Raw genomic sequence first — 24992 nt, 5'->3', positions numbered from 1 at the left:
CCGGACCTCCCGTGCGGCGCGCAGAGCACCGCCTGGAGTGGATTCGTACCGTGACCCAGCAAGCTGCCCCCACCCGTCCGGCCCCGCGCGGAAGGCTCCGCCGGGTGCTGCCGTTGCTGATCACCGCCTGGCTGGTGCTGGAGATCTGGCTGCTGGTCCAGGTCGGCTCGTGGCTGGGCGGGCTCACCGTCCTGCTGCTGCTCATCGCGGGCGCCCTGATCGGCGGCTCGCTGATCAAGAGGGCCGGGCTGAAGGCGCTGTCGGCGGCGATCGAGCAGAGCAAGGACCCGCAGTCCGAGCAGCCGCAGACCGGCACCAGCATGACGGTGCTGGCGGGCGTCCTGCTGATCGTCCCCGGCTTCCTGTCGGACCTGGTGGCCCTGACCCTGCTGTTCCCGCCCACCCGGGCGCTGTGGCGGGCAGCCGGGCGCCGGCTCACCGACAAGGCGCTGCACAGCACCGGCGTCGTCGGCGCCGGCCCGCTCGCGGACGCCGTGCGGCTGCAGGAGCAGCTGCGCATCCACCGCCCGGACGGCAAGGTGATCCAGGGCGAGGTCGTCGAGCCGGAGGCCGGCCCGCGCGGCCCGCAGGGCCCGGACACCACCTACCGTCCGCCGATCACCGGCTGACGCGGGCCGTCGGTCCCTCGGACGGGGACGGCCCGGGGCCACCCGGCCGCGGGCCACTTGGCCCTGAGCCTCAGCCGAGCCACCCGAGCCGTCAGCCACCCGAGCGTGGACAACGCGAAAGGGACCCTGGAAACCAGGGTCCCTTTTCGCGTCCTCCCGCGCGGGGCGGGAGCGATGTCAGGCGCTCTTACGGGTGTCCCGCGGGTGTACCGCGAGGTTCATCCCTCCGGAGCGGAGCACGGCCAGCCGCTCGGCCAGCACCTCCTCCAGCTCCTCGCGCGTCCGGCGCTCCATCAGCATGTCCCAATGGGTGCGCGTCGGCTTGGTCTTCTTCTCCTCCGGCTCGTCACCGTCGAGAAGTGCTGCTTCCTGGCCACAGAAGCGACATTCCCAGGTCGAGGGGATCTCCGCCTCGACCGAGAAAGGAACCTCGAATCGGTGTCCGTTCTGACATGCGTACTCGACGGTCTGGCGGGGAGCCAGATCGATACCACGGTCGGTCTCGTAGCTAGTGGCCCCGAGTCGCGTGCCGCGGAGAGCTCGCTCGCTCATGAATCGTGCCTCCCGGGCTTATGGCCCACAGGACTAGTGGTCGCTGTTCTTCGTCGTTCGGTCAACGCTCGGCTTCCGACGAAGATTCCCGTCCCGGGACATGCGTCGTCTGTTGTGCCGCCCCTGTTTGTACCCACCTGCGCCCGATTTGTCACATCTGGCCGGTGATATCACCCCAGGTGTCACCTATTTCACATCTGGTGATCGTGCGGACTTTCTGTGACGAGCCTACCGGGACGGGTTTCGACAGCCTCCGCCGCCCCCGGCCCCGACCCGATCCGGAGCCGTGGCGGGTCAGGAGATCGGGCGCGAGCGGATCATCGGTTCGCCCTTGGCCAGGTCGACCGGACGGGACTGCGGGGCCGGATCGGCGGGGGCGACCAGCGGCGGGCGCTCCGGGCGGGGCGGCACGCCGGCGGCCGCCTCGGTGCGGGTGTCGCGATGCGGCAGCAGGGCGATGACCGCGTCCCGCAGCTGGGCCGGGGCCTCGTCGTCCAGCGGGTCGACGGTGGCGGGCACCTGCAGCCGGACCGGGGTGCCGTTGCCGATCCGAGCGTAGCCGCGGCCGACCGGGGCCTGTGCGGCGGGCACGATGTCCAGCGGTGCGCCGAGCGCGGCGCGGCTGTCGTCCGGGCCGGCCGGGCCGAGCACCACGCGGGCCCGGGTGGTGGCGCGGACGGTCGGGGTGATCCGGTCCCGGGCCTCCATGTCGTCGGCGATCACCACGGTGACCCGGGCGGCCCGGCCGTGCCGCAGCGGGAGCTCCAGCAGGTCCTGGGGGTCGGGGCGGCCCTCGGCCTGGGCGAGCTCGCTCAGCTCGGTCGGGTGGTCCAGCAGCAGCCAGAGCGGCCGGGTGGCGTCCTCGGGCGGGGCGGAGCCGGCGTGCCGGGCGGCGTTGAGCGCGGTGAGCCGGCGGTCGGTCTCGTGGGCGGCCCACTCCAGGGCGGCCAGCGCGCCGTGCAGGCTGGTCTCCACGGTGTGCACGCCGGGCCGGTTCACCAGGCAGGCGTGCTCCCCGGTGCCCGCGCCGTCGACCACCACCAGGTCGGCGTACGGGAGGGCCTGCAGCGCGATCGAGCGGAGCAGGCTGGAGGTGCCGTAGCCGGTGACGCCGAGCGCCAGCAGGTGCGGCTCGGAGGAGCGCGGGCCGGTGCGCCAGACCACCGGCGGCTGCGGGACGGTCGTGCCGCCCTGGGTGACCGGGATGGTCCGGGCGGAGCCGTCCTCGTCGGTGAAGCCCAGCACGATCTCGCCGGGGGCGGCCACGAAGCGCTGGGCGACGACGTCGGTGGGCAGCGGGGCGAGCGCGGCGATCCGCAGCCGGTTGGACTCCTCGTCCCAGTCGAAGCGGTACTCGCGGGCCCGGCCCGCCTTGCCCTGGACGACCTGCTCGATCCGGGCCCGGGCGGCCGGCTCGGTGTCGGTGAAGTAGGCCGGGTAGTCGAGCTCCAGCCCGGAGAGCCGGCCCTCGCCGTCGAACTCCCAGGAGCCGAAGGCGTTCTTGTAGCTGCCCTCGAAGTGGTACAGCGGGTTGGCGTCCTCAGGGCCGCACAGGTACGGGGTGAGCGCGGCGTAGAGGGCGCCGAGCTTGACGTCGGCGACGTCCGGCGCGGGCGGGGCGGACGGCCCCTTGGGGCCCCGGCCGGCCCAGGCGGCGCTGGCCATCAGGGCGATCAGGGCGAACAGCAGGCCGTGCGGCAGCAGGTAGATGCCGACCAGCATCGCGGCGGTCAGGAAGACCGTCGGACCGCGGCGCTCCTTGGGGGTGGCGTGCCAGCGGCCCTTGGCCCAGGCGACGTGGTGGCGCATGCCGCGCCCGATGACGGAGAGCGGGGCGAACATGTCGGAGGCGTGGTCCCCGGCGGTCCGGGCGATCTCGCGGCCCTTGCTGAGGTGGCGGTGGAGCGGCATTCCTTGACTCCCCGGGCGAGTGGGACGGTTGGGACGGGTGGGGTGCGACGGGCGGGGTGCGGAAGTGGGGTACGACGGGGCCCGGGGGCGGTGGGATCCGCGCCCGGGCCGGTACGGGGGAGTGGCAGCGGCTAGAACCTGATGCCGCTGAGCAGGCTCGCGAGGCTGGCGCCGCCCGCGGTGATGCTGGGGGCGATCGACGAGCCGGCGACGTAGAAGCCGAGCAGGGCGCAGACGATGGCGTGGGAGACCTTCAGTCCGTCCCGGCGGAAGAAGAGAAAGGCGATGGTGCCAAACAGGACGATGCCGGAAATCGAGAGGATCACGATCCGCTCCTCGGGAGGGGGGACAAGCGGGGGGTGTTACGGAAAGTGCATTAATCGTGACAAAAAGTAATAGATGATGGAACGGGGCAAATGGGTGGTTTTGCCGTTCAATACCGTTCCGGACGCCGGACGGCGGTATGCGAACCGGCGGGGGTGGGGGCCGGCCGCCGTGGGATTCGGTGCGTCAAGGCATTCCCGGGGGGTGGGCGGGAAGCTTCCGGGGGGTCCGGGAAGTTCGCTCGAATGGCTGCGCGACCCGCGTGGCCGCGTGTCGTCGCGGGCCCCGACCGTCATCCGGATCACGGACACCGGCTGGCCCGCTCCGGCAGCGGCCGCTACCGTGCCCTGGGCGCAGCCCCGAGACCGCCCGACGACCCGACCGGAAAGGCCGCCCGCCATGACCGACGCCGCCAGCCAGCAGCCCGCCGACGCCCCCGACGCCGAGGTGATCGCGCTGGCCGGGAAGATCTTCGACGCCGCCCGGGCCGGGGCGACCGACACCCTGGCCGCCTACCTGGACGCCGGCGCCCCGGCCGACCTCACCAACGACCGCGGCGACACCCTCGTCATGCTCGCCGCGTACCACGGCCACGCCGCCACCGTCGAGACGCTGCTCCGGCACGGCGCCGACCCGAACCTCGCCAACGACCGCGGCCAGACCCCGCTGGCCGGCGCCGTCTTCAAGGGCGCCGAGGACGTGCTCGCCGCCCTGCTGGCCGGCGGCGCCGACCCGCAGGCCGGCACCCCGAGCGCCCTCGACACCGCCCGGATGTTCGGCAAGGAGGACCTGGTCGCCCGGTTCGAGGCTCGCTGAGCGGAGATCGTAGGCTTTTCAACCATGGACACCACCGCCACCCAGGACACCGGCACCGTCGACTTCCGCATCACCGGCTTCGCCCACGCCGACGCCCAGGCACTGTCGGCGGAGGTGCAGCAGGAGTACGTCCGCCGCTACGGCGACCCCGACTTCACCGAGATGCACGCCGAGGACTTCGACGCGCCGGCCGGGCTGTTCCTGATCGCCTACCTGGACGGCCGCCCGGTCGCCTGCGGCGGCTGGCGGGCCAAGGAGGCCGGCGGCCCGGACGCGCTGCGCGAGGGCGACGCCGAGCTGAAGCGGATGTTCGTCGTCCCGGACGCCCGCGGCCGCGGCCTGGCCAGGGCGCTGCTGCGCCGCCTGGAGCAGACCGCGGTCGAGGCCGGCCGTACCCGGTTCATCCTGGAGACCGGCACCCAGCAGCCCGAGGCCATCGCGCTCTACAAGTCCGAGGGCTACACGGCGGTCCGCAAGTTCGGCTACTACAAGGACCACCCGCTGGCCGTCTGCCTCGGCAAGGAGCTCGCGGCGGCGGTCTGAGCGGCCGCCCGGCCGGGTAGGCTCCGGTCGCCCTGACGACCGGCCCTGGGGGATGGGATGAGCCACCGAGCACCCGGAGCCGACCGGCTCTCCGCCCTGGCCGCGCCCGGCGGGGAACTGGACCGGCTGGTCCGCGAGGGCGTGCGCACCGTCGGGGCGGGCGCCGTCTGGGCCGTCGGCGACGCCGGGGGCACGCTCGGCGGCGGCAGCCACGGCGTGCTCGGGCAGGGCCCGTACGCGCGGCTCGCGCCCGGGCCGGACACGCTGTACGACCTCGCCAGCCTCACCAAGATCGTCGCGCTGTGGCCCTGCGCCGGGACGCTCTGGCCGGCCGGCCGGCTGCCGCTGGACGAGCCGCTCGGCCGCTGGTGGCCGCCGGCCGCCGGACGGCCCGCCGGCGCGGTGACCGCCCGGCACCTCCTCGCCCACACGGCCGGGCTGCTCCCGTACACCCGCTTCGAGCAGCTCTACGGGCGCGACCCCGCGGCGATCCGGGCCGGGGTGACCGCCGCACCGGCGCACCGGACGCCCGGCACCGCCGTCGAGTACACCGACCGCGCCGCCGTCCTGCTCACCTACCTGGTCGAGGACCTCGGCGGCGCCCCGCTGGACCGACTCGCCGCGCGCTGGGCCTGGCACCCGCTCGGCATGGCCGACACCCGGTACGGGCCGCTCGGCCCCGCGCTCGCCGACCGCACGGCCCCCACCGAGTACGACGAGCGGGCCGGCGCACCCCTGCGCGGCGTCGTCCACGACCCCTCGGCCCGGCTGCTCGGCGGCGTCTCCGGCAATGCCGGCGCCTTCTCCACCGTCCGCGACCTCGCCCGCTTCCTCACCGCCGTGCTCGCCCCGCCGCCCGGACTCGCCTGGGGCGGGGCGTGGATCGAGGAGTCGCTGCGCGAGCAGACCGGCGGACTGCGGCCCGCCCGCGGCCTGTCCTGGCTGTACGCCCCCGGCACCGAGCCGGCCGAGGGCACCTTCGTCCACTACGGCTTCACCGGCACCGGCTTCTGGGTCTCCCGGCGGCTCGGCCGCTGGGCGCTGCTGCTCACCAACAAGGTGCACTACGACCGGGTCACCCAGCCGCTGACCGACCTGCGCAACGCCTACCGCCGGCTGGTGTTCGGATGAGGACGGCCCGCGCGGGGTGACGGACGGTCAGAGGAGCGTGCTCCAGTAGGACCAGAACCGGTTCAGCACCAACAGCGCGATCACCGCCGCCCACAGCACCGGCAGCGCCCAGTGGTAGCGGGCCGCCTCCCGCACGACCACCCGAAGGCGGGGGGCCACCGGGATCACCCCGCTGCGCAGGTTGTGCAGCGTCGTGTACCAGAACAGCGCCACCACCGTCGCCCACACCACCATGCAGTACGGGCACAGCGCGCCGATCTCGTACAGCGCCTGGTCCACCAGCCAGTGCACGAACACCACACCCAGCGCGGTGCCCGCGTGCAGGCCCAGCCAGAACCAGCGTCGGTACGCGGCACCGGAGAGCAGCCCCGCCCCGATCGCCGCCAGGGCACCGAAGGCCGCCAGGCCCAGCAGCGGGTTCGGGAAGCCGAAGACCTCCGCCTGCTCGGTGCGCATCACCGAGCCGCAGCTGATCACCGGATTGATGTTGCAGCTGGGGATGTAGGAGGGGTTCTCCAGGATGCGGAGCTTGTCGAAGGTCAGGACGGCCGAGGCGGCCAGACCGATCAGGCCGCCGAGGAACAGCAGGACCGCGTAGGCCCGGCTCGCCCCGACCGGGGCCCGTCCTGCGGCGTCGGGAGCGGGACTGGAGAGGTGCACGGTGGCAGTGGCGGACATGGCAGCACACTCCGGAGGCTGACTGGGAGGGGCCGGCCCGGCCGGGAGTTCGGCCGGGCCGGTGGTGCCGTGCTGAAGGGCGTTGCTACCGGCCGGACTACGGGCCGGACTACGGGCTGGGCTACAGGCCGGCGGCCTGCTTGACCTGGGCGGTGAACTGCTCCGGCGAGACCACGGCCTTGCCGCTGAACAGCGTGACCGGCTTGCCGTCCACCTGCACCGTCGGAGTGCCGGTCACCCCGCTGTCGTTGAACGCGTCGGCGACCTTCGCCGCCCACGGCGCGTAGGTCTTGTCGGTGACCGCCTTCACGAAGGCGTCCGTCTTCAGCCCGGGCACCTGGCCGGCCAGGTCCAGGATGTGGTTGACGTCGCCGAAGCCGTCCTCGCGCTCGTCCGGCTGGTTGGCGTACAGCACGTCGTGGAACTGCTTGAACTTGTCCACGCCCTCGTTCAGCGCGGCGCCCGCGGCGGCCAGCGCGGTGCGCGAACCCTTGCCCCCGAGGTTCTTGTCCAGGAAGGCCGCCAGGTGGAACTCCACCTTGATCTGGCCGTCCTCGGTGAGCTTCTTGACGGTCTCGCCGTTCGCTGCCTCGAAGTGCTTGCAGATCGGGCAGCGGAAGTCCTCGTAGACCTCCATGGTGTGCGGGGCGTCGGCCTTGCCGTAGGTGATCACCGTGCCGTCCGGGCCGCCGGCGTTGGCCGGGACGACCAGCGCGGCCGAGGTGGCGGCCGCGGAGCCCTTGTCGTCCTTGTTCGAGGCCGAGTCGATCGCGACGGCGACACCGCCCGCGAGGGCGAGCACGACGACCGCGGAGACGGTCACGACGATCCGCTGACGGCGCTTGGCGGCCTGCTGCTCGCGGCGCTGCGCCTCCTGGATCCGCTCACGGACACTGATACGCTGGGCCTGCTGCTTGCCGGGGGCCTGAACCATGGGAATTCAACTCCTGTACGCGGCGCGCGGGTGCGCGCGGGGAACCGCACCGGGTGCGGCGTGGTCGGGGGAACGCGGGAGTCGTGCGCACTGCCTGCGGGCGTACGGGGGCCGTGGTCCGGCCGGGTACGGAAGAAACGATCGGCGTCCGGGGGACCCGGTACGGAAGCGATCAGCAGGCAGGCGCGAAAGCCGGCGGGCCACGCCGGGGAGCCGGGCTCAGCACCACGTCCTCGCGGCGTGGCCGCGCGCGGTCCGACACCGGCAGCGGGACCCGCAGCACCGGGCGCGCCGGGGCCGGGACCAGCAGGACGAGCAGGGCGCGCAACGGCCGGGCCAGCGACTCGCGCAGCGCGCGCAGCGCCCGGGCCAGGCCCGACAGGGCCGAGTCGCCCAGCCGCAGCCAGACGGCGGCGGCCAGCGCGATCACCAGGTGCACCAGCAGGAGCAGCAGTTGGGTCACGGCGGGCGCCAACTGCCCGGCGTGGCCCAACGGCCCCGCGAGCAGCGACCCGTCCATCGAACCGCCGCCGCAGACCAGCAGGTTCACCCCGCGCGCGGGGACCTGCCCGGACAGCACCGGCCCACAGCCGGTCTGGCCCAGGTTGAACGTGGTGTTGAGCAGCAGCTCGACCGGGACCATCACGGCGGAGATGTGCAGCAGCCGCCGCTCCCCGCCGGCCAGCGCGGCCGCGACCAGGAAGACGGCGACACCCGCCGAGGCCACCAGCGACAGCGGCAGCGGGCGGCCGGTGATGACCACCTGGCCCAACGCGGCCATCGGCACGGCGAGCGCGGTGAACACCGCGGCCCGCAGGGCCCTGGTCGCATGGGTGGAGGTCGTCACGCTCCGGAGTATGCCATGACGCTCACACCCGGCACGAGGGCGCATGGGCCCTTGCCCTTACTCCTGACGCGCCCTCAACGGGACGTGGGGTCGACACCGGCCGCGGCCGGACTAGCCTGGGAAGAGTTCCCGGCGGCCCCGACGAGGGGATGGACGCGCATGGCGAAACCCGAGACCACGGTGGGGCAGGTGCTGCTGGCCCGCGTCGAGGCCCAGGCGGCCGTGCTGGCCGGCCTGGACGACGCCGTCCGGGCCGACGAACCGGACGCCGTGCACAGGATGCGGGTCGCCTGCCGACGGCTGCGCAGCGCCCTGCGGACCTTCCGACGGCTCTTCACCCCCGGCGCGACGGACGAGCTGGTCGCGGAGCTGCGCTGGCTGGGCGCCGCCCTCGGCGGCGCGCGCGACCTCGAGGTGCTCACCGAACGGCTGGCCGCCCAGGCCCGCGAGCTGCCCGCCGAGTGCGGGCCGGAACGGGTCGCCGCCGCGCTCGAGCGGTGGGGCGAGACCGAGTACCGCCGGGTCCGGCCCGAGGTGGCCGCCGCCCTCGACAGCCCGCGCCGGCGGGCCCTCGGGGACGCCCTCACCGCCTTCCTCGCCGACCCGCCGCTGCGCGGCCGGGCCGCCCGTCCCGCCCTTCCCGAGCTGTCCCGGATCGCCGCCCGCGAACAGGAACGCACTGCCGGACGCGTCCGGGCGGCCCTCGCCGCCGACTCCGAGGACCGCGACCACGCCCTCCACGACGCCCGCAAGGCCGCCAAGCGCGCCCGCTACGCCGGTGAGACCGCCACCCCGGCGGCCGGCGCGCGGGCCGAGCGCTACGTGCGGCGGATGAAGGCCGTCCAGGACGTCCTCGGCGAACACCAGGACGCCGTGGTCGCCGCCGCCACCCTCGCCGCCCAGCCGGTCGCCGCCTCCGAGCGCTTCGGCTACGGCGCCCTGTACGGCCGCCAGCTCGCCGTGGAGGCGGCGGCGCGTGAGCGTCTGCCGGGGGTGTGGAAGCGGGCGGGCAAACGCAAGCTGACCCGGTTCGGGTAGCCGTTCGGCCCGGGGGCGGCCCGCGCTACGCGGGGCTGAGCCCCGCCGAGCGGGCCGCCTCGCGCAGCAGGTCGCGCAGCATCGTGGTGGTCAGGCGGCCGGTGTTCGTGTTGCGCGGGCTCACGTGGTAGCAGCCGTAGAGCCGCAGCGGCGGGCCGCCGTCACGGGCGGCAAGGTCGACCCGGGCGGCGTGGCCGAAGGCGGGCCTGGGCCGGGGGACCTGCCAGCCGGCGTCCGCGATCACCGGGAGCAGGGCCTGCCAGGCGAAGCCGCCGAGGGCGACCACGGTCCGTACGGTCGGGCGCAGCAGCTGCAGTTCGCGGGTGATCCAGGGGCGGCAGGTGTCGCGTTCGGCGGTGCTCGGCTTGTTGTCGGGCGGGGCGCAGCGGACCGGGTCGGTGATCCGCACGCCGTACAGCTCCAGGCCGTCGCCGTAGCGGACGGAGTGCGGGCGGTTGGCGAGCCCGAGGTCGTGGAGCGCCGCGTAGAGCAGGTCGCCGGAGGGGTCGCCGGTGAAGATCCGGCCGGTGCGGTTGGCGCCGTGGGCGGCGGGGGCGAGGCCGACCAGGACGAGCGGGGCGTCGGGCGGGCCGAAGCCGGGGATCGGCCGGGCCCAGTAGTCCCAGTCCTGGTAGGCGCGGCGCTTGGTGCGGGCGGTCTCCTCGCGCCATGCGACCAGGCGGGGGCAGGCCCGGCAGCCGGTGACCACGCGGTCCAGGGCGGCCAGTCCGGTGACCCGGGCGGCGGCCTCGGCGGGGTGGCAGGGGTCGCCGGGATCGTCGGCGGGGGACTGCGGCGTGGCCGTGGGCGGCATGGCCCCGATCCTAGGGGGTCGGCCACGTCGGGCTCGGGGGTTCCTGACGGTTCCTGCCTGCTCTGAGGGGTTCACCCCGCTATGTCCTTCTTCCTTCTGGTATATCCGGTTCGATCCGGCCGCGGCCGGGCAGACGTAGCGTGGAGGCAGTTGCTCCGGTGGCCCCCGGCCCGGCCGGGCCGGCGGTGGCCGGACACGCCGGTGTGCGCAGGCCGCGAGGAGGCCGCGATGATCGTCGATGCGGTGCTGGGGGTCCTCGGGGGGCTGGCCGGGCTGGGGGCGCTCTGGGCGGCCATGAGCCTCAGGGTGGTCCAGCAGTTCCAGAAGGGCGTGGTGTTCCGATTCGGGAAGGTGCGCAACGAGGTGCGCCAGCCCGGGCTGGTGGCCCTGATGCCGGTCGCGGACCGGCTGCGCAGGGTGAACGTGCAGATCGTGACGATGCCGATCCCGGCGCAGGAGGGCATCACCCGGGACAACGTGACCGTGCGGGTCGACGCGGTGGTCTACTTCCGCGTGGTGGACCCGGTCAAGGCGACGGTCAACGTGCAGGACTACAACTTCGCGATCTCCCAGGTCGCGCAGACCTCGCTGCGCTCGATCATCGGCAAGAGCGAGCTGGACGACCTGCTGGCCAACCGGGAACCGATCAACCAGGGGCTGGAGTTGATGATCGACAGCCCGGCGCTGGGCTGGGGCATCGAGATCGACCGGGTGGAGATCAAGGACGTCGCGCTGCCGGAGTCGATGAAGCGCTCGATCGCCCGGCAGGCCGAGGCCGAGCGGGAACGCCGCGCGCGGATCATCACGGCGGACGGCGAGTACCAGGCCTCCGAGCGGCTGTCGGCGGCGGCGGCGGTGATGAGCGCGACCCCGGCCGCCCTCCAACTGCGGCTGCTGCAGACCGTGGTGGAGGTGGCGGCGGAGAAGAACTCGACGCTGGTGCTGCCCTTCCCGGTGGAACTGCTGCGCTTCCTGGACAGCTCGACCGAGGTCCAGCAGCGGAACCTGCTGACGGCCGCCGCGGTCGCCGCCGGGGCGAAGGCCGCGGAGGAGGCCGTGAAGAGCGGGGAGGTCCCCGAGGTCGAACTCGACAAGGAGCCGCCCCCGCACGAACTCCCGCGGCTCGATGATCTGTTGGAGCGCTCGCCGGTGGAGGCCGCGGAATCGCCGGACGGCAGTGCCGGGCGCGGCGCCGGAGCCGAGCCGGAACCGCAGCCCTGAGCGGCGCCCGGTGGCGTCGGCCACACACCCGGACCACGATGGACAGGGGCAGGAAGCCAGGTCAGGAGGCGGACCATGACCAAAGCCAGCGACATCATGCACCCGGGCGCGGAGTGCATCCGCGAGCACGAGACGCTCGCCGCCGCCGCCCGGATCATGCGGGAACGTGACGTGGGCGCCCTGCCCATCTGTGGGCCCGGCGACAAGCTGCTGGGCATCGTGACCGACCGCGACATCGTGCTGCGTTGCGTCGCCGAGGGCCGTGACCCGGCGGCGGTGACGGCGGGCGAGCTGGCGCAGGGGCGGCCGATGACGGTCGAGGCCGACGAGGACTGCGAACAGGTGCTGCGGGTGATGGAGCAGTACCAGGTGCGCCGGCTGCCGGTGATCAACCACCCGGAGCACAAGCTGGTCGGCATGATCAGCGAGGCGGACATCGCGCGCGGTATGCCGCAGTCCCGGGTGGCCGAGTTCGTGTCGGCGGTCTGCGCGGAGGAGGCACCCTCGCCGACCGCCCTGAGCTGACACCGCCGAACGCAACCGCCGTACGCACCCGGGCTGTGGCCCCGCCCTCGCCGGGCGGGGCCGCAGCCGTGGCGTCAGCCCAGGGCGTAGACGGTGGTGGCGTGGGCGGCGGGCTCCTCGGCTCCCTCGGGGGTGAGGGTGATGTCGAGGAAGGCGATCCGGCGGCCGAGCTTGGTGATCCGGGCGCGCACCAGGACGTCCTGCCCGACGACCGCCCGCTGGAAGGTGGTGGACTGCTGGACGGTGGTCATCGGGCCGAAGCCGCCGCGCGCGGCCGAGATCGCGACCACGCAGGCGGTGTCGGCGGCGGCCATCAGCGCCTGGCCGCACAGCCCGCCGCCCTCGCGGACGAGCTGGTCGGACCAGGGCAGCCGCAGCACGGCGTGCCGCTCGCCGGTCTCGACGGCGGACAGGCCGAGAGCCTGCACCCAGGGGGCGAAGTGGTCGGCGAGGAGCTTGTCCGCCTCGGCGGTGGTGAGGGTCATCGCGCCATTGTGACGGGGGCGTTGGCGCGGTGTCAGGAGGTCGGCGCGGCCAGGGTGTCGAGGTGGCGGTGGAGCACCGCGCACAGGTCCTCCGGACCTACCAGGTCGGGGTGCCGGACGGCCTGCAGGGTGAGGCCGTCCAGCAGGGCGGAGAGGCGGCGGGTCTCGATGTCGAGGTCTTGGGCGTGCCGGTGATGTCGGGGCCTTCCTCGCCGGGCACGCGTAGTCACTCGGGGTGACGCAGCTCCCTGGCGATCAGCTCCGCCAGGTGCAACGCCTGCCTGCCGTCGGCGAGTTGGGCGATCTGGGTGCGGCAGCTGAAGCCGTCCGCCAGCACCACCGTCTCCGGCCCGGCTGCCCGGACCTCGGGCAGCAGCACCCGCTCGGCGATCGCCTCGGACACCTCGAAGTGCCCGCTTTCGAAGCCGAAGTTACCCGCCAGCCCGCAGCAGCCGGAATCCAACACCCGGTTGTGCAGGCCCAGTCGGGCCTCGACCCGGCGGTCCGCGGCGCTGCCGAGTACCGCGTGCTGGTGGCAGTGGGTCTGGGTGACGGCGTCCAGCGGGATCTGCGGGAGCGGGGCGTCCGGGGCGTACTCGTCGATGAACTCGGCGAAGGTGCGGGTGCGTTCGGCGAGCGGGCGGCCGTCCGGGCCGAGCAGCCGGGGCAGGTCCTCGCGCAGGGTGGCCGTGCAGCTGGGGTCCAGGCCGACCACAGGGGTGTCGGCCTGGAGCCCGTCCGCCGCCAGCACCCGCAGGCTGCGCCGCAACACCCGGCGGGCGGTGCCGAGTTGGCCGGTGGAGTGCCAGGTGAGGCCGCAGCAGACCGGGCCCGAGGGCAGCCGGACGTCGAAGCCCAGGTGCTCCAGCACCTCGACGGCCGAGCGCAGGACGTTCGGCTGCAGGTGGTCGGAGAAGGTGTCCGGCCACAGCAGCACCGGCCGTGCGCCCGCCGGTGCCGGGTGCGTGGCGCGGTGCCGCCGGTACCAGGCGGTGAAGGTCTGCGGCGGGAACACCGGCAGCACCCGGCGCGGGTCGATCCCGCCGAGCCGCTTGAGCGTCCCGCCGAGCGGTGAGCGGGCCAGTGTGTTGGCGGCCCCGGGCGCGAGCGCGACGGCCCGCAGCCAGAGCGGCAGCCAGCCCATCGAGTAGTGCGAGCGCGGGCGTGGGCGGTGCCGGTAGTGCTGGTACAGGAACTCCGTCTTGTAGGTCGCCATGTCGACGTGCACCGGGCAGTCGCTCGCGCAGCCCTTGCAGCTCAGGCAGAGGTCCAGCGCCTCCCGGACCTCCTCGGACCGCCAGCCGTCGGGGATCGCGTCCCCCCGCAGCATCTCGGCGAGCAGCCGCGCCCGGCCCCGGGTGGAGTGCCGTTCCTCGCCGGTGGCCATGTAGCTCGGGCACATCACCCCGGTGGTCGGGTCCACGCACTTGGCGACGCCCACGCAGCGGTGCACCGCCTTGGCCAGGCTCCCGCCGTCCTGCTCGTACGGCAGGGCGAGCGGCAGCGGACGGCGCGGGGCGGTGACGAAGCGCAGGTCGGCGTCGAGCGGGCGCGGGTCGACCAGAGCGCCCGGGTTGAGCAGGTTCTCCGGGTCCCAGATCCGTTTGAACTCGCCGAACAGGTCGATGACTTCGGGCGGGTACATGCGTGGCAGCAGTTCGGCGCGGGCCTGCCCGTCGCCGTGCTCGCCGGAGAGCGAACCGCCGTACGAGACCGCCAGATCGGCCGCATGCTCCAGGAACTCCCGGAAGACCAGTACCCCTTGGGGCTGGTCCAGCGGGAAGTCGATCCGCAGGTGCACGCAGCCGTCGCCGAAGTGCCCGTACGGGACGCCGCGCAGGCCGTGCCGACGCAGCAGGGCGCGCAGGTCCCGCAGGTAGTCACCGAGCCGCTCGGGCGGGACGGCGGAGTCCTCCCAGCCGGGCCAGGCCTCGCCGCCCCCGGGCAGCCGGGTGACGATCCCGGCACCGGCCTCCCGGACGGCCCACAGCTGGCGCTGCTCGGCGGCGTCGGTGACCAGGGCGACGGTGGCCGAACGCTCGCGGCGCACCGCGTCGGCGAGCCGGCGCGCGGCCTGGTAGGCCTCCAGCGGGGTGGCGCCGCCCGTCTCCAGGAACAGCCAGCACTCCCCGGCGGGCAGCCGGTCCAGCGCGGGTGGGCGGGGGCCGGCGGCCAGCAGCGCGGCGATCAGGTCGGCCGCCATGCCCTCGGCGGTCAGCGGCCCGAACGGCAGCAGCGCGGGGACGGCGTCGGCGGCAGCGCCCTCGTCCGGGTAGCCCGCCACCACCAGGGCGCGGGCGGGCGGGTCCTCGACGAGGCGGACGGTGGCGCCGAGCAGCAGCGCGCAGGTGCCCTCGGTGCCGGTGAGCGCCCGGGCGAGGTCGTGGCCGTGCTCGGGCAGCAGCGCGTCCAGCGGGTAGCCGGAGGTGCGGCGCGGCAGCCGCGGCATCCCCTGGCGGATGGTGGCGAGGTTATGGTCGGTGAACTCCTGGAGCTGCGTGTGGAGTTCGCCGACCCGGCCGGGCAGGGCGCGCAGCGCCGCGCGCTCCGGCGAGCCGAGCCGGCCGCCGACGGTCAGCTCGGTGCCGTCGGCGAGCAGCAGCTCCAGCCGCTCGACGTTGTCGGCGGTGCGCCCCCAGGCGAGCGAGTGCGAGCCGCAGGAGTCGTTGCCGATCATGCCGCCGATGGTGCAGCGGCTGTGCGTGGACGGGTCCGGGCCGAAGCGCAGCCCGTACGGTTTGGCGGCGCGCTGGAGGTCGTCCAGGACGGTGCCGGGCCGCACGCGCGCGGTGCGGGCCTGCGGGTCGATCTCCAGGACCTCGCCGAGGTGGCGGCGGAAGTCCAGCACCACCGCGCCCGGGCCGATCGCCTGCCCGCCGATGCTGGTCCCGGCGCCGCGCGGCACCACCGGCACGCGGTACTCGCGGCACAGCGCCAGCGTCGTGCGCACGTCGTCCGGGTCGGCGGGCTTGACCACGCCGAGCGGCAGATGCCGGTAGTTGGAGGCGTCGTGGCTGTAGACGGTCCGTTCGGCGGCGCCGAAGCGGACCTCCCCGCGCAGGACGGCGGCCAGCTCACGGGCCAGCTCGGCCCCGGGGACGGCGGACGGACGGCTCACCAGGGACCTCCCGGGCGGTGCGGCGGACACGGCTCCGCCGATGATCGCAGCCGGGGCGCCGCCCGGGTACCGGGCGCGACGGGGGTACCACCGACGGGGTGTCGGGTGACCCTCCCGCGGCCATGATCACCGACTCCGCGGCCGACCCCCCGGCCGACCCCCCGGCCGACTCCGCGGCCGACTCCGCGGCCGACTCTGTGCCCGACCCCGCAGCCGGCTCACTTCCGCCCGGTGAGGGTTCCGCGCGCGATGTGGGAGAGCTTGGCGACTTCGAACGCCGGGTAGGCGCCGCCGGCCAGCAGCGAGAACTTGATCCCCTCGCGGCCGCCCGGCCGGCGGTGGCCCGGCGGCTGGAAGCGGCGGTGGTGCTCGGCGGCCCGGTGGAAGAACTGCGGCCGCTCGGCCCGGGAGACGCAGCCGGCGAGGTCGAAGACGAACAGGTAGTGCCGGATCATCCGGACGAACATCGCGTCGCGCACCGCGTACAGGTGCGGCAGGTCCTCCAGCAGGGCGAAGCTGCGCTCGTACTGCTCGAACAGGTCGAAGACGCTGCTGCCGGGCCCGCCGGCCGGGTGGACGGTCTCCCGGCGGCGCAGCTGGACGCACTCGCGCGGCAGCACGGCGGCCTTCTGCGCGCCGAGCAGGGCCGCGTGCACCACCGGGACCTCCTCGTAGCGGCCGGTCGGGAAGGCGAGCCCCAGCCCCTCCCAGTGGCCGCGGCGGATCAGCCGGTCCCAGCTCAGCGGCGGCGCGCCGAACAGCGCGGGCCGGTCGAACGGCGCGAACACCTCGGGGCCGGCCTCGGCGAGCAGCGCCTCGGCCCCGCCCGGCCAGTCCCGGTCCTGGTGGCGGCGGGAGTGGCCGAACAGCAGGACGTCCACCGGACCGGTCTGCTTGAGCCGGTCAGCGAGCGTCTGGAGCGCGTCGCGGGGCAGCAGGTGGTCGGCGTCGAGGAACAGCAGGTACTCGCCGCTCGCCCGCGCCGCCCCCGCGTTCCGGCCCACCCCGACCCCGACCGCCGCGTTCAGGTGCAGCGCCGACACCCGCGGATGCCGCGCCGCGTACGCGTCGGCGAGCTCGCCGGCGGTCTCGGGCGAGCGGTCGGCGACCACGATCACCTCGACGTCGGCCAGGGACTGCGCGAGCAGCGAGTCCAGGCAATCGGCGAGCTGTTTGTGCTGGTCGTAGGCGGAGAGTACGACGCTGATCAGCGGTGAGGGCATGACGCCGGAGCGTAAGAGGGCGCGCGAACCGTGGCAAAGCCCTGACGGTGCGTAATTACGAGCAATTGGCGGCAAATCGTACGACCGTACGCCATATCTTCACGTCGCCTTCCGGACGCGTCCACGTCAGGCGACAGATGCCGCAAGGCCCGCGACGCGGAGTGCGTCGCGGGCCGGGAGGACCGGGTGGGGAGTGCCGAGCCGGGAAAGCCGAGCCGGAGGGTCGGCTTAGTACCAGTGGTGCGCCTGCCAGAACGACCAGGCGCCGCAGGGGCTGCCGTAGCGGGTGTTCATGTAGTCCAGGCCCCACTTGATCTGGGTGGCCGGGTTGGTGCGCCAGTCGGCGCCCGCGGAGGCCATCTTGGAGCCCGGCAGGGCCTGGACCAGGCCGTAGGCGCCGGAGGAGGCGTTGACGGCCAGCGGGTTCCAGCTGCTCTCGCGGAACACGATGTTGCTGAAGCACTGCAGCTGGCCGGCCGGGACGATCTGCGCGGCGATCTGCTGCGGGGTGCCGGAGTAGGCGGCGGCGAGGTTCGGACGCTCCTGGGAGCGGGAGGCGGCGGCCTCGGCGTCGGCCCTGGCCTTGGCGTCCGCCTGGGCCTTCGCCTCGACCTCGGCCTGCGCCTGGGCCTGGGCCTGTGCCTGGGACTGCGCCTGCGCGGCGGCGTCCGCGTCGGCCTTGGCCTGGGCGGCCTGCTGGGCAGCGGCAGCGGTGTCAGCCTGGGCCTGGTCGGTGACCGGCTTGCCGTCCACCGAGACGGCGGCCGCGGGTGCGGCGGCCTCGACGGTGTTCCCGGCCTGCGGGATGGCGAGGGCGGCGGTGGCGGCGCTCGCGACCACGAGGGTGGCGATGCCGGTGATCAGGGAGTTGCGGCGGGCATGGCTGAGCTGCATGAAGCGGGCGTTCCTTCTCCGTCGGGGCCCGCGCCGGTTTGCCGGGCACGGGGCATCGCACGGGCTCCGGGTGAGCGGGGCCCGCGCGGCCGTCCGGGACGGCCGTGGCGCCCCGGGTGAAGCGGCGGGGCGGGCGGGCTGCGCGGCGGACCGGGGGTCGGCCGCGCTGCCTGGCGACTGGCCATTCTTGGCAGGGCTCGAGACGGGTGGCAAAGGCGCGCGCTACTACGTCACGTAGTAACCCCACGGCGGTCATGGGAAAGCGCGACGGCAGATTTGAGGTGATTTGTCCTGATTGCGAACCCGAGGGTCAAGCAGCGCACGCATCGGAGGAACGCAAGGGTGGCAGTCGCGGTGGCCTGCGTTCTTCAGGCGGGGTGCCGCCGGGCCAACCCCGGACCGGGTGCGGCACTGGCGCCCGGCCGGAGCCGGCCCGTCACCCGTCCACTAGCGAGGGTCGTAGACGCCGATCCCCCTGTGGGCGGCCTCACACGCCGGGCGGGCCGACTTCGGCGCAGAGTGACCGGACGGTCACGACCTCAGGGGGTCGCGTACGGGTTTCCCGGAGCGGGCTGTCCGGTGGGGGCGGGGAAGGTGGGGGTGGGGGCGGGGAAGGTGGGGGTGGGCCCCTCCTCCGCCGCTTCCTCCTCCGCCGCTTCCTCCTCCTCAGTGCTCGGGACGAGGTCGCGGGCCAGCAAGGTGGCGCCGGCGACGGCACCCGGCATGGCGAGCACCGTCACCAGTGGCACCAGGAAGGCCAGCACCAGCGGTGTGCCGAAGCCCAGCGCCAGACCGGGCCGGGCGCGCAGCAGCCGGATCCGCTCGGGCTGCGGCACTCGGCGCCGCTGCAGGGCGACGGCCGTCAGCTCGACGGTCAGGAAGAAGCCGGACACCAGGAAGCCGAGCGCCGGGACCACCGTCTGGCCGACCACCGGGATGAACCCGCAGGCGAACAGCACCACGCCGAACGCGGCCACGCGCACCAGCACGTAGGCGCTGTCCCGCACCGCGATCAGCAGCTCGCGCCAGAGCGGGGTGTCCGGCGGGGTGGGTGCGCCGCCCTCGGTCTCGTCGACCTTGGCGCAGAGCGCCTCGTAGAAGGGCTGCCCGACCAGCAGGGTGACAGCGGTGAAGGTGAGGAGGGAGAACAGCAGGCCGCCGCCGAAGACGATCGCCGCGAGCGCGTCGCGCAGCAGGCCCTGCCAGGGTGAGCCCCAGTGGTCGGCGAACGGGGTGGCCCAGTCGGCGAGGTCCTTGGACCAGGCTCCGAGGAAGACGAGCGCGACGACGTAGCCGACCAGGGTGAGCAGGGCCGGCAGCATCCCGAAGCCCCACCAGCGGCCGTGTCGGCCCACCCACTTCTGGCCCATGACCAGGTGCTTCATCCCCGCCGCAAGATCCCGCATGGGCGATCACCCTAGGGCCTCCGCAGCCGGAACCCCGCATTGCCGTGTTCCTGCCAGTTTCGACCGGCAAGGCCGCGCCCCTCCTGCCATGCCGTCCGCCGGGCCACTCTCGGTCTTCCCCCACCTGCAAGGAGGAGACTGATGAAGCGTCAATTCGGCAGAGTGTTCAGCCTGTTGGCCGGTCTGGTGCTCGGTGCCGGCGTGCTGGTGCTGCCCGCCGCCGCCTCGCCCGCGCCGTCGCCGACCGTGGTCGGCGGCACACGGGCGGCGCAGGGCGAGTTCCCGTTCATGGTGCGGCTCTCGATGGGCTGCGGCGGCGCGCTCTACACCTCGCAGATCGTGCTGACCGCCGCCCACTGCGTCGACGGCACCGGTGCCGACAGCAGCATCACCGCCACCGTCGGCGCGGTCGACCTGCGCAGCGGCAGCGCGATCAAGGTCCGCTCGTCGTACGTCTACCAGTCGCCCGCCTTCACCGGTGCCGAGAACGGCGACGACTGGGCACTGATCAAGCTGGCCTCGCCGGTGAACGGCAGCCTGGTCAGCACCCTGCCGATCGCCACGTCCAGCGCCTACGACAACGGCACCTTCACCATCATGGGCTGGGGTGCGGCGAGCGAGGGCGGCGCCCAGCAGCGGTACCTGCTCAAGGCCACCGTGCCGTTCGTCGACGACGCGACCTGTGCCGGCGCCTACCCGGGCCTGAACACCGCCGGCTCGCTCTGCGCCGGCTACGTCGCCCAGGGCGGTGTCGACACCTGCCAGGGTGACTCCGGCGGCCCGATGGTCCGCAAGGACACGGCGGGTCGCTGGGTCCAGGTCGGCATCGTCAGCTGGGGCAACGGTTGCGCCCGCGCGGGCTACCCGGGCATCTACACCCAGGTGAGCACCTACGCGGCCGACATCGCCGCCGCGGCGGCCGGTCTCTGAGTCGGTCTCCGTGCCGGTCTCCACGCCGGTCTCCGAGTCGACCTCCGAGCCGACCCGGCAGGGTCGGTCGGCCGGGTCGAACCGGTGAAGCGGGGCCGACCACCACTCCCGCAGGTGGTGGCCGGCCCCGCCGTCCTCCGGCGGGCCGGGCCTCGCCGACCGGCCCGTTCCACCGGGCGTTCGCCCGGTCCGCGCGGCGCCGGACGGCCTGAACCGGACCGCCTGAACCGAACCGCCGCCATGCCCGGGCAGGTACCGCCCTGCCCGGGCATTCACCTGCGCAGCCACTCCTCGGCCCGCCGCTGCTCGCGGGCGACACGGCCGGTGGTGCGGCCGGTCGGGCTCCGGGGCAGGCGGGCGAGCAGGGCCGCGGCGGCCTCGCGGTGGCCGACGAGGGCGTGGGCGCCGGCGAGGCGGGCGGTGACCAGCGCGTGGTCACGCGGGTGGGCGGCCGGGTCTAGGACTCGCAGCACGGCCTCCAGCCGGGCTGCCGCGGTGCGGGCGTGGGTGGTGCGGGCGCGGGCGGTGTGGCCGGTGTGGGCGGCGAGGTCCCGCTGGCAGGTGCCGTGGGCGACGGCCAGGACCAGCTCGGCGCGCGCCGCCCAGGGCGCCGGCTCGCCGGAGCGCAGCGCGGCCGCGGTCAGCCGCCGGGCGTCCGCCAGCGCCCGGTGCACGTACGGCGTCTCGCCGGCCAGCGCGTGGGCGTGGGCCCGGGCGACGGCGGTCCAGGCCCGCAGCCCCGGCAGGGGCGGGGCGGCGGCGCGGGCGGCCTCGGCCAGGGCGAGGGCGGTGGCCGGGTCGCCGCGCCACCAGTGCAGGGTGCTCTGCCGGGTGAGCAGCGCGGCCGTGGTGGCCTGGTCGCCGGTGGCGCGCGCCCACTCCAGGCCGGTGGCGTACCAGCCGAGCGCGCGGGCGCGGCGGTCGCCCTCGAAGTGGGCCCAGCCGGCGAGTTCGGCGTACTGGGCGGCGAGCGAGCGGACCGCGGCGAGGCTCTCGGGCGGGGCGGTGTGCTGCCAGCCGGCCAGCGTGCGGGCGTGGTGCTCCAGGACGGCGGCCAGTTCCTCGCCGCCGATCCGGTCGGCGGCGGTGCGGTAGACGGCGAGCAGGTGGGCGAGCACCTCGACGGTGGCGGCGTCCGGTGGGGCGGTGTCGGCGGCGAGCGGTGTCCGGATGGCGACGGCGAGTTCGCCGAGGCGTTCGCGTTCCTGCCGGACCGTCTGCCAGAGTTCCGCCAACTCGCCGCAGGCGATGAGGAGTTCGTCGGCCCGGGCCGGCATGCCCGGCGGCGGCCAGCGCCGGGCGTTCTCCACTCGGCTGATCAGCGAGTTGTGGTAGCCGAGCAGCCGGCCGAGCTCGGACTGGCTGAGGCCGCGGGCCTCGCGCCAGTGGCGCAGCCGACGGCCGAAGCGCTGGCGCGCGGACTCTGGTTCCGAGCGGGGTGGGGACGGCGAGGGTGGCGTGGGGGTGGGCAGGGGCGGCACGGGGTCTCCCGGAGAGGGTGGGGGAGCGCTCGTGGGGGAGCGCCATGCCCAGGTATCCCCCTTGACGTGCCTTGGTCAAACGATGTCGCGTCAGTGTCCTGCCGGTGTCGTGTCGCCATCGTGCCGACAGGGCGGGGGCCCGGGAAACGCGCCGGGCCCGGGAGCCTCCGTAGCGGCTCCCGGGCCCGGCGTTCCCGCGCGGTGCGGACGGGTCAGGACTCCGCCGCCACCGCGGCCCGCCGCCGGCGGCCCACCACGGCCGAGGCCGCGAGCACGATCGCCGCGGCGACCAGCGACAGGTACATCTGCTTGCGCCCGTCGGCGTCGGTGAACATGTACGCCATGACGAACCCGATCATGCCCATCGCGGTCCAGGTCAGGTACGGGTACAGCCACATCCGGACGGTCAGCCGCTCGGGCATCTCCCGCTCGATGATCTTGCGCATCCGCAGCTGGGTGGCACAGATCACCAGCCAGACGAAGAGCGCGACCGCACCGGAGGAGTTGAGCAGGAAGGCGAACACCGTGTCCGGCGAGGTGTAGTTGAAGAAGACCGCGACGAAACCGAAGACCACCGAGGAGAGGATGGCCACCCGCGGCACGCCGCGGTCGGTCACCTTCGCGAAGGCCTTCGGGGCGTCGCCGCGCTGGCCGAGCGAGAAGGCCATCCGGGAGGCGGTGTACATCCCGGAGTTGAGGCAGGACAGCACCGCGGTCAGCACGATCACGTCCATCACCTGGCCGGCGCCCGGGATGCCGATGTGGTCCAGCACCGCCACGTACGGGCTGGCCTTGACCTCGGCCGAGTCCCAGGGCAGCAGGGTGACCACGAGCAGGATCGAGCCCAGGTAGAAGATGCCGATGCGCCAGATCACGCTGTTGGTGGCCTTGGTGACCGCCTTCTGCGGGTCCTCCGACTCGCCGGCGGCCAGGGTGACGATCTCGCTGCCCATGAAGGCGAAGACGACGGTCAGCATGCCGGTGAACACCGCGCCCACCCCGTGCGGCAGGAAGCCGCCGTGGCCGGTCAGGTTGCTGGTGCCGACCGCGTGGGTGCCGGGCAGCAGGCCGAAGGCGGCGAGGAGGCCGATCACCAGGAAGGCCGCGATCGCGACCACCTTGATCCCGGCGAACCAGAACTCGAACTCGCCGTACGAGGCCACCGAGAAGAGGTTGGTGGCGGTCAGCACCGCCATCACGATCAGCGCCCAGCCCCACTGAGGCACGCCGGGCACCCACTGGTTGAGGATCTTCGCGCCGGCCGTCGCCTCGACCGCCAGCACCACGACCCAGAAGAACCAGTACAGCCAGCCGATGGAGAACCCGGCCCAGCGGCCCAGCGCGCGGTCCGCGTACGCCGAGAAGGAGCCGCTCTGCGGATCGGCCGCGGCCATCTCGCCGAGCATCCGCATCACCAGCACGACCAACGCGCCGGCCAGTGCGTAGGAGAGCAGGATGCCGGGGCCGGTGGACGCGATGCCCGCGCCGGAGCCGACGAAGAGGCCGGCGCCGATCACGCCGCCGATGGCGATCATCGACAGGTGGCGGTTCTTGAGCCCGGCCTTCAGGTTGCCGTCTCCGCCGTGCCCTTGCGGCCCCGCCTGGTGGGGGACCTGGGCGGCTGCCGCCGACTTGGTGGTGTTCGCACTCATCTAGGGGTGCCCTGTGCCTTTCCAGCGCGGCGACCCCGGGCTCGTCGCCACAGGGTGGGGGGACAGACCCGCGCATTGCGGTGCAACCTAACTTCTACGCCCGAGTATCGGAACAAGGCATTGATAACTGTTCGCTTACCGAACACAAAAGGCCAGGTCAGAGCGGGTGCAACAGGGGTCCGGAAAGCTCAGATCTGACGCAGCGTCAGGTAGGTGGAGACCGGGCGAGCTCAGATCCCCCTCAGCGGAGCGTGGTCGCCTCCGTGCGGGCGGTCATCCGCATCGACCTCCCTCGGGCCGTGGGCGGCGCGGTGTGGCCGATCGGGGCAAACCCGGGCAGAGTGGGATTCTCGGGGCATTCGTCGGAGCACTCCCGAGCGTGCTCGGCGCCCTCGGTTCCCGGTGATCGCCGGTTCCCGGCGGCCGTCGGCTCCCGGCGCCGGACAGGAGCGACCCCATGCAGACCACCTGGAAGGGGACGATCAGCTTCGGGCTGGTCAGCATCCCCGTCCACCTCTACTCCGCGACGCAGGAGCACGACGTCCCGCTGCACCAGGTGCACGCCAAGGACGGCGGCCGGGTGCGGATGAAGCGGTACTGCGAGCAGGAGGAGAAGGAGGTCCCGTACGCGGAGATCGCCAAGGGCTACGAGTCCCCCGACGGGCGGACCGTCACGCTCAGCGACGAGGACCTCGCCGACCTGCCGCTGCCCAGCAAGAAGGTCATCGACGTGCTGGCCTTCGTCGACGAGGGCGAGATCGACCCGCTGATGTTCTCCAAGGCCTACTACGTGGGTGTCGCCGACAAGGCCGCCGCCAAACCGTACGCGCTGCTGCGCGACGCGCTCACCGAGTCCGGGCAGATCGCCGTCACCAAGATCGCGCTGCGCACCCGGGAGTCGCCCGCGGTGCTGCGGGTGCACGACAACACGCTGGTGCTGCAGACCTGCATCTGGCCCGACGAGGTCCGCCCGGCGGCCGGGATCGCGCCCGAGGAGAACGTCACCGTCCGGCCACAGGAGCTCAAGATGGCGCGGTCGCTGATGGACACCCTCTCCGAGGACTTCGACCTGGCCCAGCTGCACGACGACTACCAGCAGGCGCTGCAGCAGGTGATCACCGCGCGGCTGGAGGGCGTCGAGATCCCGCACGAGGAGGAGCCCGGCGAGGCGCCGGACAACGTGATCGACCTGATGGAGGCGCTGCGCAGCAGCCTCAAGCGGGCCAAGGGCGGCCACGGACCGGCGGCGGAAGCGGAAGCGGAAGCGGAAGCGGAACCGGAAGCGGAGGCGGAGCCGGCGTCGGCGGAGGAGCAGAAGCCCGCTCCGCGCAAGCGCGCCGCCGCGAAGAAGAGCGCCCCCGCCGCCCAGCGGACCACCGAACAGACTGCCAAGCGGACCGCCGAGAAGAGCACCACGGCGAAGAAGAGCACCACGGCGAAGAAGACGCCCGCGGCGAAGAAGACCACGAGCCGGAAGTCCACGGCTCCCCGCAGGGCCTCCTGACCCCCGGGCCAGGCCTTTCCCTCCCGTCCAGCATTGGAGGCGATCCATATGGACCTGCTGACCTACAAGGAAGTCGAAGCCGGCCCCGAGGCCCAGAGAAACCAGGGCTTCGGGCACCGGGCCTGGAACTGGCTGCTCACCCTCAGCCCCACCGTGGTGACGTTCATGATCGCGCTCTCGGTCGGGCTCGGCATGGTCGCCACCCAGGTGAGCCTGACGCCGATGCTGGTGCTGATGGCGATCTTCTGGGGCTGTACCGTCGTCGCCATGGTCGGCGTGATCGCCCGATGGATGACACCCGGCCGGGGCAGGCACCGGATCGCGGCCTGACCCGGC

Annotated in this window: 25 protein-coding genes; 10 read left to right on the top strand and 15 right to left on the bottom strand. The window is 73.9% G+C overall.

All coding sequences use genetic code 11. From position 1 onward, the window contains the following. Window positions 1-50: 50 nt before the first annotated feature. Window positions 51-629, top strand: a complete 579-nt coding sequence (fxsA, locus tag ACIBEC_RS02770; RefSeq protein WP_360491720.1) for an FxsA family membrane protein — start codon at window positions 51-53, stop codon at window positions 627-629. Between the two features lie 177 nt (window positions 630-806). Here the strand turns inward: fxsA and ACIBEC_RS02765 are convergent, their stop codons facing one another. The 3 genes from ACIBEC_RS02765 to ACIBEC_RS02755 form a co-directional block, all read right to left on the bottom strand. Beyond that, window positions 807-1181, bottom strand: coding sequence for an RNA polymerase-binding protein RbpA (locus ACIBEC_RS02765; protein ID WP_188300504.1), 375 nt, complete (start codon window positions 1179-1181; stop codon window positions 807-809). A gap of 294 nt (window positions 1182-1475) precedes the next feature. Continuing rightward, window positions 1476-3092, bottom strand: coding sequence for a hypothetical protein (locus tag ACIBEC_RS02760; RefSeq protein WP_360491717.1), 1617 nt, complete (start codon window positions 3090-3092; stop codon window positions 1476-1478). 131 nt (window positions 3093-3223) lie between these two features. Beyond that, the gene (locus ACIBEC_RS02755) at window positions 3224-3418 is read right to left on the bottom strand and encodes a hypothetical protein (RefSeq protein ID WP_360491714.1); all 195 of its coding nucleotides are present in this window, start codon (window positions 3416-3418) and stop codon (window positions 3224-3226) included. Window positions 3419-3815: 397 nt separating this feature from the next. On the opposite strand from ACIBEC_RS02755, the gene ACIBEC_RS02750 reads away from it, so the two are divergent. The 3 genes from ACIBEC_RS02750 to ACIBEC_RS02740 are packed head-to-tail and all read left to right on the top strand — an operon-like array spanning window position 3816 to window position 5906. Further along, on the top strand, window positions 3816-4232 hold the full coding sequence (locus tag ACIBEC_RS02750; protein WP_360491711.1) for an ankyrin repeat domain-containing protein: 417 nt from the start codon (window positions 3816-3818) through the stop codon (window positions 4230-4232). A 24-nt stretch (window positions 4233-4256) separates the two neighbouring features. After that, complete coding sequence (locus tag ACIBEC_RS02745; RefSeq protein ID WP_360491708.1) at window positions 4257-4775, top strand: GNAT family N-acetyltransferase; 519 nt, start codon at window positions 4257-4259, stop codon at window positions 4773-4775. Window positions 4776-4832: 57 nt separating this feature from the next. Further along, window positions 4833-5906, top strand: a complete 1074-nt coding sequence (locus ACIBEC_RS02740) for a serine hydrolase domain-containing protein (RefSeq protein ID WP_360491705.1) — start codon at window positions 4833-4835, stop codon at window positions 5904-5906. 27 nt (window positions 5907-5933) lie between these two features. On the opposite strand, the gene ACIBEC_RS02735 is transcribed toward ACIBEC_RS02740, so the two are convergent. From ACIBEC_RS02735 to ACIBEC_RS02725, 3 genes are all read right to left on the bottom strand, one after another. Further along, window positions 5934-6584 (bottom strand): vitamin K epoxide reductase family protein, encoded by a 651-nt coding sequence (locus ACIBEC_RS02735; RefSeq protein ID WP_360491702.1) that lies wholly within the window; start codon window positions 6582-6584, stop codon window positions 5934-5936. A gap of 121 nt (window positions 6585-6705) precedes the next feature. After that, entirely contained in the window at window positions 6706-7518 is an 813-nt protein-coding gene (locus ACIBEC_RS02730) for a thioredoxin domain-containing protein (protein WP_360491699.1), read from the bottom strand. Between the two features lie 172 nt (window positions 7519-7690). After that, window positions 7691-8365, bottom strand: coding sequence for a hypothetical protein (locus tag ACIBEC_RS02725; RefSeq protein WP_360491696.1), 675 nt, complete (start codon window positions 8363-8365; stop codon window positions 7691-7693). Between the two features lie 159 nt (window positions 8366-8524). On the opposite strand from ACIBEC_RS02725, the gene ACIBEC_RS02720 reads away from it, so the two are divergent. After that, complete coding sequence (locus tag ACIBEC_RS02720) at window positions 8525-9403, top strand: CHAD domain-containing protein (RefSeq protein WP_360491693.1); 879 nt, start codon at window positions 8525-8527, stop codon at window positions 9401-9403. Between the two features lie 25 nt (window positions 9404-9428). On the opposite strand, the gene ACIBEC_RS02715 is transcribed toward ACIBEC_RS02720, so the two are convergent. Further along, window positions 9429-10217 carry a uracil-DNA glycosylase gene (locus ACIBEC_RS02715; RefSeq protein ID WP_360491690.1) on the bottom strand — a complete coding sequence of 263 codons (789 nt, stop codon included), beginning with the start codon at window positions 10215-10217 and terminating at the stop codon, window positions 9429-9431. Window positions 10218-10445: 228 nt separating this feature from the next. Here ACIBEC_RS02715 and ACIBEC_RS02710 point away from each other — a divergent pair, with 228 nt between their 5' ends. After that, window positions 10446-11438, top strand: coding sequence for a slipin family protein (locus tag ACIBEC_RS02710; protein ID WP_360491687.1), 993 nt, complete (start codon window positions 10446-10448; stop codon window positions 11436-11438). 75 nt (window positions 11439-11513) lie between these two features. Beyond that, window positions 11514-11963, top strand: coding sequence for a CBS domain-containing protein (locus ACIBEC_RS02705; protein ID WP_360491684.1), 450 nt, complete (start codon window positions 11514-11516; stop codon window positions 11961-11963). A gap of 74 nt (window positions 11964-12037) precedes the next feature. Here the strand turns inward: ACIBEC_RS02705 and ACIBEC_RS02700 are convergent, their stop codons facing one another. The 6 genes from ACIBEC_RS02700 to ACIBEC_RS02675 all read right to left on the bottom strand — a co-directional run bounded on the left by ACIBEC_RS02700 (window position 12038) and on the right by ACIBEC_RS02675 (window position 19089). Continuing rightward, window positions 12038-12448 (bottom strand): PaaI family thioesterase, encoded by a 411-nt coding sequence (locus ACIBEC_RS02700; protein ID WP_360491681.1) that lies wholly within the window; start codon window positions 12446-12448, stop codon window positions 12038-12040. A 32-nt stretch (window positions 12449-12480) separates the two neighbouring features. Further along, window positions 12481-12678, bottom strand: a complete 198-nt coding sequence (locus ACIBEC_RS02695) for a TetR family transcriptional regulator C-terminal domain-containing protein (protein WP_360491678.1) — start codon at window positions 12676-12678, stop codon at window positions 12481-12483. Next, window positions 12675-15569, bottom strand: a complete 2895-nt coding sequence (locus tag ACIBEC_RS02690) for an FAD-binding and (Fe-S)-binding domain-containing protein (protein ID WP_396287736.1) — start codon at window positions 15567-15569, stop codon at window positions 12675-12677. Before ACIBEC_RS02690 ends, ACIBEC_RS02695 begins: the two co-directional genes overlap by 4 nt. Before the next feature lie 215 nt (window positions 15570-15784). Next, window positions 15785-16789 (bottom strand): glycosyltransferase family 2 protein, encoded by a 1005-nt coding sequence (locus ACIBEC_RS02685; protein ID WP_360491674.1) that lies wholly within the window; start codon window positions 16787-16789, stop codon window positions 15785-15787. 228 nt (window positions 16790-17017) lie between these two features. Further along, window positions 17018-17683, bottom strand: coding sequence for a transglycosylase SLT domain-containing protein (locus ACIBEC_RS02680; RefSeq protein WP_360491671.1), 666 nt, complete (start codon window positions 17681-17683; stop codon window positions 17018-17020). A gap of 539 nt (window positions 17684-18222) precedes the next feature. After that, entirely contained in the window at window positions 18223-19089 is an 867-nt protein-coding gene (locus ACIBEC_RS02675; protein WP_360491668.1) for an EI24 domain-containing protein, read from the bottom strand. A gap of 141 nt (window positions 19090-19230) precedes the next feature. On the opposite strand from ACIBEC_RS02675, the gene ACIBEC_RS02670 reads away from it, so the two are divergent. Next, window positions 19231-20019, top strand: a complete 789-nt coding sequence (locus ACIBEC_RS02670; protein ID WP_360491665.1) for a serine protease — start codon at window positions 19231-19233, stop codon at window positions 20017-20019. Between the two features lie 272 nt (window positions 20020-20291). Here ACIBEC_RS02670 and ACIBEC_RS02665 read toward each other — a convergent pair whose 3' ends face one another. Further along, window positions 20292-21500, bottom strand: a complete 1209-nt coding sequence (locus tag ACIBEC_RS02665) for a helix-turn-helix transcriptional regulator (RefSeq protein WP_360491662.1) — start codon at window positions 21498-21500, stop codon at window positions 20292-20294. A 212-nt stretch (window positions 21501-21712) separates the two neighbouring features. Then, entirely contained in the window at window positions 21713-23152 is a 1440-nt protein-coding gene (locus ACIBEC_RS02660; RefSeq protein ID WP_360491659.1) for an amino acid permease, read from the bottom strand. A gap of 457 nt (window positions 23153-23609) precedes the next feature. On the opposite strand from ACIBEC_RS02660, the gene ACIBEC_RS02655 reads away from it, so the two are divergent. Further along, window positions 23610-24656: a Ku protein gene (locus ACIBEC_RS02655; protein ID WP_360491656.1), complete on the top strand. Its 1047-nt coding sequence runs from the start codon at window positions 23610-23612 to the stop codon at window positions 24654-24656. 48 nt (window positions 24657-24704) lie between these two features. Beyond that, window positions 24705-24986, top strand: coding sequence for a hypothetical protein (locus ACIBEC_RS02650; RefSeq protein ID WP_360491653.1), 282 nt, complete (start codon window positions 24705-24707; stop codon window positions 24984-24986). Window positions 24987-24992: the final 6 nt, after the last annotated feature.

The sequence above is a fragment of the Kitasatospora sp. NPDC051164 genome, assembly GCF_044455625.1.
Taxonomy (GTDB): Bacteria; Actinomycetota; Actinomycetes; order Streptomycetales; family Streptomycetaceae; genus Kitasatospora.
Note: the sequence above shows the minus strand (reverse complement) of the source record. Positions and strands in the feature narration are given on the sequence as shown.

Excerpts from the sequence above, each read along its gene's own strand:
- ACIBEC_RS02705 (WP_360491684.1), top strand. The coding sequence starts at position 11,514 with ATGACCAAAGCCAGCGACATCATGCACCCGGGCGCGGAGTGCATCCGC.
- ACIBEC_RS02670 (WP_360491665.1), top strand. The coding sequence starts at position 19,231 with ATGAAGCGTCAATTCGGCAGAGTGTTCAGCCTGTTGGCCGGTCTGGTG.
- ACIBEC_RS02710 (WP_360491687.1), top strand. The coding sequence starts at position 10,446 with ATGATCGTCGATGCGGTGCTGGGGGTCCTCGGGGGGCTGGCCGGGCTG.
- ACIBEC_RS02750 (WP_360491711.1), top strand. The coding sequence starts at position 3,816 with ATGACCGACGCCGCCAGCCAGCAGCCCGCCGACGCCCCCGACGCCGAG.
- ACIBEC_RS02680 (WP_360491671.1), bottom strand. The coding sequence starts at position 17,683 with ATGCAGCTCAGCCATGCCCGCCGCAACTCCCTGATCACCGGCATCGCC.
- ACIBEC_RS02720 (WP_360491693.1), top strand. The coding sequence starts at position 8,525 with ATGGCGAAACCCGAGACCACGGTGGGGCAGGTGCTGCTGGCCCGCGTC.
- ACIBEC_RS02675 (WP_360491668.1), bottom strand. The coding sequence starts at position 19,089 with ATGCGGGATCTTGCGGCGGGGATGAAGCACCTGGTCATGGGCCAGAAG.
- ACIBEC_RS02685 (WP_360491674.1), bottom strand. The coding sequence starts at position 16,789 with ATGCCCTCACCGCTGATCAGCGTCGTACTCTCCGCCTACGACCAGCAC.
- ACIBEC_RS02650 (WP_360491653.1), top strand. The coding sequence starts at position 24,705 with ATGGACCTGCTGACCTACAAGGAAGTCGAAGCCGGCCCCGAGGCCCAG.
- ACIBEC_RS02700 (WP_360491681.1), bottom strand. The coding sequence starts at position 12,448 with ATGACCCTCACCACCGCCGAGGCGGACAAGCTCCTCGCCGACCACTTC.
- ACIBEC_RS02655 (WP_360491656.1), top strand. The coding sequence starts at position 23,610 with ATGCAGACCACCTGGAAGGGGACGATCAGCTTCGGGCTGGTCAGCATC.
- ACIBEC_RS02715 (WP_360491690.1), bottom strand. The coding sequence starts at position 10,217 with ATGCCGCCCACGGCCACGCCGCAGTCCCCCGCCGACGATCCCGGCGAC.
- ACIBEC_RS02745 (WP_360491708.1), top strand. The coding sequence starts at position 4,257 with ATGGACACCACCGCCACCCAGGACACCGGCACCGTCGACTTCCGCATC.
- ACIBEC_RS02730 (WP_360491699.1), bottom strand. The coding sequence starts at position 7,518 with ATGGTTCAGGCCCCCGGCAAGCAGCAGGCCCAGCGTATCAGTGTCCGT.
- ACIBEC_RS02765 (WP_188300504.1), bottom strand. The coding sequence starts at position 1,181 with ATGAGCGAGCGAGCTCTCCGCGGCACGCGACTCGGGGCCACTAGCTAC.
- ACIBEC_RS02760 (WP_360491717.1), bottom strand. The coding sequence starts at position 3,092 with ATGCCGCTCCACCGCCACCTCAGCAAGGGCCGCGAGATCGCCCGGACC.
- ACIBEC_RS02740 (WP_360491705.1), top strand. The coding sequence starts at position 4,833 with ATGAGCCACCGAGCACCCGGAGCCGACCGGCTCTCCGCCCTGGCCGCG.
- ACIBEC_RS02735 (WP_360491702.1), bottom strand. The coding sequence starts at position 6,584 with ATGTCCGCCACTGCCACCGTGCACCTCTCCAGTCCCGCTCCCGACGCC.
- ACIBEC_RS02660 (WP_360491659.1), bottom strand. The coding sequence starts at position 23,152 with ATGAGTGCGAACACCACCAAGTCGGCGGCAGCCGCCCAGGTCCCCCAC.